Raw genomic sequence first — 6496 nt, 5'->3', positions numbered from 1 at the left:
GAAAATTCCTGCATGAAAATGAGTAGTAAATGGGATTTTTTAATTTTTTTCAGTATCAAGTACTTAAAATAAAAAAAAAGGCCGTCCCATAGTTTGTTTTGAGACGGCCCCTATATTCATTATGAAATTTTTTAGGGAATTATTGCTGATTAAAAAAATTTTATTGTATAAAAATTGAGATATATGTTTCATATTTCTTCCATACTTTTTATGGGCACCTTGAAAAAATTGCTTTCTTACGAAATTATTCATATAATAGAAAGCGGTTTTATCCTAATTATATGGTGCCCACAAGAAAATATCCGAAAATATAGTTTTTAGAAGTTTCCTTATATATTGTAATACATAGTTTTCTTAAGATTATTATTGTTTATATTTTTTTGAAATTAATCTTTACATAATATAGAATACTTTTAACATTGCTGATTATTTTTTGGGAGGTCATTGTCTCATGCCATTGAAGAAGGATTCAAAAAAGCCACAATCAAAAGGCAAAAGAAAAACAAATCTTTTAAAATTATGTGCTGTTATGAGCAAGTTAGCAGTTGATGCGGTTGACAAAGAAGTGGTAAAACGTTTCAGAACGGTAATAGATTCTGCTGAAGATGATTTAACAAAAAATCTTGTTAATCAGATTATTAATCACTCAGATGAATTAGAACTGGCAACAGTGCCTGAGATGTTTCACCCTTATGTGAAACATTACCTTTTTATGAAAAAACGAAACACCAAGAAGAAATAGAAAAATTATGAAAATTACAGTACAGGCATTTGCAGAAGCAGCTGAAATGTTAGGTTTCAGAGAAAAACAATTTGATGTAGAAAATGATATAACAGCGTCTGAACTGATACGACTTTTAGCGCATTCAAATCAGGAATTTAAGCGTATAGCTAAAACTATATTTGTAGCAATAAATGAAGAGTATTGTTCCCCTGATGCGGTAATACATGAAAATGATGTTGTTGACCTTATCCCTCCCGTAGGAGGAGGCTGATTCCTTTATGATGCGGTGTACATTACAGTATGAACCAATTGATGTAAATGCATTGCTTGTACAGTGCACTAATCCTTCCGATGGCGCAGTGGTATGTTTTATTGGAAGACCACGAAATATAGACAATGATAAAGAAGTACTATATTTAAAATATGAAGCACATGAGTCCATGGCAATAAAAGAACTTAATACAATCATGCAGAAGGCTTCAGAACAATTTACCATTAATGATTGTATTGTGGTACACAGGTTAGGCCGGGTTGATATAGGGGAGGCAAGTGTAGTAATTATTGTTACTGCCATGCATCGTAAAGAAGCATTTAATGCATCTCAGTTTATTATTGATGAATTAAAGAAAAGTGTTCCTATATGGAAAAAGGAATATTTCAATGATGGTTCCCAATGGAAAAGTGGTTAATGTGAATAATACCGTTCAACTTCATGTAAAATTGTTTTTGCATTGTTAAGAATCACTTCAGCTTGTTCATATTGGATCTGACCATTTGAATTAACAGCATTATCCTTGATCTCTTTTGATCGCTTTGCTATTTCAATAATATTTGTATTTCCAAATAATGTAGATTGTAAATATTTTTCAAATATCTCAATAATCCTGTCTGGATCGTCTGAATCAATATCCTTATCAACCAATAACACACGGATAGCGTAAAAAATTGCCCGGTAAGAAGCTAAAACCGAATCACAATATTTCTTCTTTTCAAGGAAGATAGTAGCTAACTTGATTTTTTCCCTGCTCTGGTTTAGCCTGAATTGAATTTTTTCTAATGTGTTTTCCATACGTGATAAGTTAAAATGAATAATTATAATTATCTACCATTTCATTTATAACTTATACTACGAGTATGGGTTATTTGCAAGCCTTTTTTACATAAAATTAGTTTATATAATGCAAGTTCAAGTTTGAAGTGCAACATTTAGTTTTTCCTGTAAAACCTCATACGAAGATTTCTATTCTTTAGACTTTCGTGGACGTGTATATATCATCTTAGTTATACTATCAATTCCCTCATCACTTAAATGAGCAAAACTTTTTTTCTTTGGTAAAAAATATCATATAATTAGAAAGTGCCAAAGAAAAAAACCTGTGCTTTATGAGCCCATTTTTTTTTAAAATTATATACACTTTTTATTCACTTATATTTACAATTCTAATTACTTGAAGGAATCCCGTAATACTTGTTTTATTATTTTTTTACCACATACAATTTATAGTTGAAATTTGTTCCAGTAGTAGTATTGTTGTATTATATATATATATACTTTGGAGGAAATATATGAATATAGAAACTACCACCTGTATTGCCTATGAACACTTAGAGCTACTAAAAGAAAATGCCACTATCCGTAAACTATCGCTTCATACATTTGTTATAAATTTCATAAACTATGTGTTTTCGTATAAAAAGATCCCTGTAAAAAGCTATAAACGATTACAGTATAGAAAGCGGTACCAAACGTGGAAGCGGGTACATTTGTATTTGTATGAGAATGAGTATGAGTTTGTGATGGATGTGCGCAAAATATGTAAGATGTCACTGGCTAAGATTATAGCGTATTGTGTTGAGAATTATCTATATGATTATCTTGATGCCTTAGACAGTGAGGATAATACCGATAACTATCGCTTTAGTGGCTACACATTTTCATTTTACTTAGAAGAAGGCATACCGTGTTGTCAATTTTACTGGGGACCACCACCAGAATTGGTGAAACTGGCCACCCAATAGCCATCACGGCTAAAGGTAATTTAATAACATAAGATAAACTATACTTTTACGTTGCTAAAAGTATATCTGCACATTGCCTCCTTTAATTTTTTTACTTTCATACACTCTAAAGGATGTGTTATATGAGGCTATATTTTTTTATTTTGTGGTGCACTTTATTCTTGAATCTGCCCCTCATTCCATTGTGATAAATTATTTTACCTAACAAAGATAAGATTAGAATGACACTATTTTTAAGTCCATGTTGAAGATTAAATAAACTGAGATTTTTTCAATTTGACAATAGTTTGATATAATTTAAAAAATAGTAACAAAGTACAAAGGTTGATCATGATAGCCCTTATTACGGATTTTGGAATAACCGACCCATATGTAGGTGTTGTTAAGGGGGTTATACACTCCCAGGGATATAATGGACAGATAGTTGATATTTGCCATGAAGTTGTTCCTTATTCAGTAGACCATGCTCAGTTCATACTGGCAACATCATACAGCTATTTCCCGGAAGGTACGGTGTTTGTTGTGGTAGTGGATCCGGGGGTGGGAACGCAACGAAATATTTTACTGGTACATGATGGAAGGTACTATTTTTTTATACCAGATAATGGAATAGCAGGGTGCTTTAATAAGGATAGCATAAAAGTGTGGGCAGTAGAAACTGTGGAGTTTGTCCATGCTTCTTCAACATTTCATGGCAGAGATATTTTTGCTGTGTTAGCTGCTCGATTAGCTTTGCAGGGTATAGATGCTATACATTGTAAGGAGTACACAGATTATTTACACCATACATTCCCATGGTATGAAATCAATAGAGATAGAGCCCTTACAAAAATAGTTCACATTGACAGATTTGGTAATTGCATTTTGTCATTGCCAAATAACAGATACTCACTACAATTGCACACATTAATTGCTGGCAATCGGCGCTATACTTTAAACCACTGTAAAACGTATGCCGAGCTACCCAACAGTGCATTTGGCATATTACCGGGAAGCAGTGGTTTTATTGAGATCTGTATGAATCAAAAGGATTGTAGCAAGCATTTAGCTGTAACAACAGGAGATATGGTGGAATTACTCTATGAGTGAACGAAAAATTGCAATACTGGTTGGCGACGGCATGGCTGATTACCCAATTGAAGAGTTAGATAGTAAAACGCCATTACAATATGCTAAAACCGAGCACATGGATTATCTGGCAAAAAATGGTATATGCGGTCTTGCCCGCACTATACCTTTTGGGATGCCACCGGGAAGTGATGTCGCAAACCTTTCGGTGTTTGGCTATGACCCTGCTACTTGTTATACCGGCAGAGCACCACTTGAGGCGTTGAATATGGGAATAGAACTTGGACCTTCTGATGTTGCGTTCCGGTGTAATATGGTAACTATCGAACATGATATTATGATAGATTTTGCTGCAGGGCACATTGATTCAGCGTTTTCAAAGATTGTCATTGATGTTATAAAAGATGCAATACCTATGGATGGTGTTGAATTTTATGCAGGTGTATCCTATCGCAATATTATGGTGGTGCGAAATTTTAATGGTGATCTGCCGGTTACCACACCGCCCCATGATATACAGGGGAAAAAAATTCATGAGTATTTGCCTGAGGGTGCAAACAGTGATCTGCTGAATGCTATCATGCAAAAGGCAGCGAGGGCGATAGCATATAGTAAAGAAATTGAAGCCGGAAAACAAAAGTTTAAGGGCAATCCAACAGGAATCTGGCTGTGGGGAGGTGGATTCAGGCCAAAGATGGAACCTTTGTCAAAGAGGTTTGGATTACACGGGCATACCATTGCAGCGGTTGACCTGATACATGGTATTGGGAGAGCAGCGGGGCTAACCCCAATTCATGTTGAAGGCGCAACAGGCTATATTGATACAAACTATAGTGGTAAAGCACAGGCCTGCATTGATGCAATGAAGAATGCAAATTTTGTGTTTTTGCATGTCGAAGCACCTGATGAATCCGGACATGAAGGCAATTTAGAACACAAACTTAAAGCAATAGAGGATTTTGATGCAAAGGTGGTGGGTCCTGTTGTGAATATGCTCAATCGCTACGGCGACTTTGCTGTGCTGGTGATGCCTGATCATCCCACACCGCTTAGCCTGCGCACACATTCAAGCGATCCCGTTCCTTTTGTAATATATGCCCCTGGCATGAACTATCGCTTTCATTGTAAAGGCTTTAATGAGGTAGATGCAGGGAACACAGGTATATTTGTTGAGCGAGCTCATGAACTTTTAGCAATGATTGTGAACAATGTGTATCCATGGTGAGGAATATATGTCTAAGAAATTTATAGCTGCTATAGTTATCGTTGTGGCCATTGCTGGTGTCCTTGTATATAGAGCCATGACACCGGCAACCATTGACAATGCTATTGAGCATATTGACAGCGGAAATTATAAAAAGGCATTAAATGTGCTTAATACACTTGCAAAAACTGCAAATTATGAAGATGGTGAACGCATATATTATTACCGGTTAAAAGCGCTTTTAGGATTTATTAATGAAATGAATGAAGACTATGCCGATGAATGCGCTGAAATACTAAAAACAAAAAACAAAAAAATAATATCTAAGCTCAAAATTAAGTTAGAAGAAATAAATAAACAAGCACAGGTGGATCTAATACTTATTATTGAACCAGAGTGTTATATATCCATGGGTGGTAAGGTATATGACGAATTTGTGTCATTGTATCCCGGCAGTCGCTACATAGAATCAATAGACTTTGATATGTTGCAATTTACTATGAGTAAACATCCGGGTACTATCAATCCAGTTATGGAGTTCTATAAACGCTATCCTGAAACCACTTACCTGTCATCGCTTGTCAATATAGTATTAAAAGCGCTGGAAAATCCAAAGATTGAATTAAAAGGGCATGCTGAAAAGCTTACTGAGATGATACAGAACTTTTGTAATAAGTATAACTCCAGTGTAGAGTATTACCGGTTGTTCAGGTGCAAAGGTGAAAATGTCAATCTGCGAGATTCAGCTGGTACTCACGGACAAATCACTGGCAACCTTAATAAAGGCGAATTTGTTATTCAATTAGAGCGCTCAATGGATTCGGTGCAGATTGGCGATGTGCGCGACTACTGGTACAGGGTGGTTTCATTAAGTGGCAGCCGCGGCTGGGTGTTTGGCAAGTTTTTGGAGCGCATTGAGCCGGTAACAGGAGCTATAACCCAGAATGATGAAATCTTTACTATTGATGAAAGGTTTAACGAATGGATAGATTCGCATACACCCAAGGGCTGGCAACATATGTACTCTGGCTTTGAGGAAGCTATAAGTTTTACCAAACTTAAAGATACAAATATTGTTAAGCTCAATTCAGATGAAAAGGGTGGACTTTATAAAAAGACCGGAAGCTTTCAGAATATGGTGTGCAGGGTAAAAGGGCGCTTACTAAGCGGGAATGTCATTCTTGCTGGAGTCGTTGGTTATGGAGGGCTTGCTGCTGTAATAACATTATTGCCTGAAGAGGTTGATGTGTGTGGATACAAAATTCCCTATGCTACTACACAATGGCATGAGTATGAATTGCGCAGTGAAGGCAAAACGCTTTCATTATTTATTGATGGGGAGCTTGTAGCGCGTAAGATTAGTGCAAAAAAACATGATCTTTTGAAATTTTCCGGTATTTATATTCTTGTATGCAACGGAAAAGCAAAAGCTGAAATAGAATATATAAGGATAAAATAATACATTGACAAAACTTCATACT

At 35.6% G+C, this 6496-nt stretch carries 8 protein-coding genes; 7 read left to right on the top strand and 1 reads right to left on the bottom strand.

Going from position 1 to position 6496, the window contains the following annotated elements; all coding sequences use genetic code 11:
- Positions 1-451 precede the first annotated feature (451 nt).
- From AB1444_05395 to AB1444_05385, 3 genes are read left to right on the top strand one after another with little or no spacing between them, the layout of a single operon-like run.
- Positions 452-742, top strand: a complete 291-nt coding sequence (locus AB1444_05395) for a hypothetical protein (GenBank protein ID MEW6526087.1) — start codon at positions 452-454, stop codon at positions 740-742.
- A 7-nt stretch (positions 743-749) separates the two neighbouring features.
- Positions 750-995, top strand: a complete 246-nt coding sequence (locus AB1444_05390) for a MoaD/ThiS family protein (GenBank protein ID MEW6526086.1) — start codon at positions 750-752, stop codon at positions 993-995.
- Positions 996-1002: 7 nt separating this feature from the next.
- Positions 1003-1413, top strand: coding sequence for a molybdenum cofactor biosynthesis protein MoaE (locus tag AB1444_05385; GenBank protein ID MEW6526085.1), 411 nt, complete (start codon positions 1003-1005; stop codon positions 1411-1413).
- Here AB1444_05385 and AB1444_05380 read toward each other — a convergent pair.
- Complete coding sequence (locus AB1444_05380; GenBank protein MEW6526084.1) at positions 1410-1793, bottom strand: HEPN domain-containing protein; 384 nt, start codon at positions 1791-1793, stop codon at positions 1410-1412. The two genes, AB1444_05385 and AB1444_05380, sit on opposite strands and share 4 nt — an antisense overlap.
- A gap of 497 nt (positions 1794-2290) precedes the next feature.
- Here AB1444_05380 and AB1444_05375 point away from each other — a divergent pair, with 497 nt between their 5' ends.
- From AB1444_05375 to AB1444_05360, 4 genes are all read left to right on the top strand, one after another.
- Positions 2291-2743: a hypothetical protein gene (locus AB1444_05375; protein ID MEW6526083.1), complete on the top strand. Its 453-nt coding sequence runs from the start codon at positions 2291-2293 to the stop codon at positions 2741-2743.
- A 330-nt stretch (positions 2744-3073) separates the two neighbouring features.
- Positions 3074-3832 carry an SAM-dependent chlorinase/fluorinase gene (locus tag AB1444_05370; GenBank protein MEW6526082.1) on the top strand — a complete coding sequence of 253 codons (759 nt, stop codon included), beginning with the start codon at positions 3074-3076 and terminating at the stop codon, positions 3830-3832.
- The gene (locus AB1444_05365) at positions 3825-5036 is read left to right on the top strand and encodes a cofactor-independent phosphoglycerate mutase (protein MEW6526081.1); all 1212 of its coding nucleotides are present in this window, start codon (positions 3825-3827) and stop codon (positions 5034-5036) included. Before AB1444_05370 ends, AB1444_05365 begins: the two co-directional genes overlap by 8 nt.
- A 7-nt stretch (positions 5037-5043) precedes the next feature.
- A complete protein-coding gene (locus AB1444_05360; GenBank protein MEW6526080.1) occupies positions 5044-6474 on the top strand; it encodes an SH3 domain-containing protein in 1431 nt (476 codons plus the stop codon).
- Positions 6475-6496: the final 22 nt, after the last annotated feature.

This window comes from Spirochaetota bacterium (assembly GCA_040756435.1).
GTDB lineage: Bacteria > Spirochaetota > UBA4802 > UBA4802 > UB4802 > UBA4802.
This window is presented reverse-complemented; position numbering and strand designations above follow the sequence as displayed.

Bases quoted from the DNA above. Each gene is read 5' to 3' on its own strand.
- AB1444_05395 (MEW6526087.1), top strand. From the start codon at position 452: ATGCCATTGAAGAAGGATTCAAAAAAGCCACAATCAAAAGGCAAAAGA.
- AB1444_05390 (MEW6526086.1), top strand. From the start codon at position 750: ATGAAAATTACAGTACAGGCATTTGCAGAAGCAGCTGAAATGTTAGGT.
- AB1444_05385 (MEW6526085.1), top strand. From the start codon at position 1,003: ATGATGCGGTGTACATTACAGTATGAACCAATTGATGTAAATGCATTG.
- AB1444_05380 (MEW6526084.1), bottom strand. From the start codon at position 1,793: ATGGAAAACACATTAGAAAAAATTCAATTCAGGCTAAACCAGAGCAGG.
- AB1444_05375 (MEW6526083.1), top strand. From the start codon at position 2,291: ATGAATATAGAAACTACCACCTGTATTGCCTATGAACACTTAGAGCTA.
- AB1444_05370 (MEW6526082.1), top strand. From the start codon at position 3,074: ATGATAGCCCTTATTACGGATTTTGGAATAACCGACCCATATGTAGGT.
- AB1444_05365 (MEW6526081.1), top strand. From the start codon at position 3,825: ATGAGTGAACGAAAAATTGCAATACTGGTTGGCGACGGCATGGCTGAT.
- AB1444_05360 (MEW6526080.1), top strand. From the start codon at position 5,044: ATGTCTAAGAAATTTATAGCTGCTATAGTTATCGTTGTGGCCATTGCT.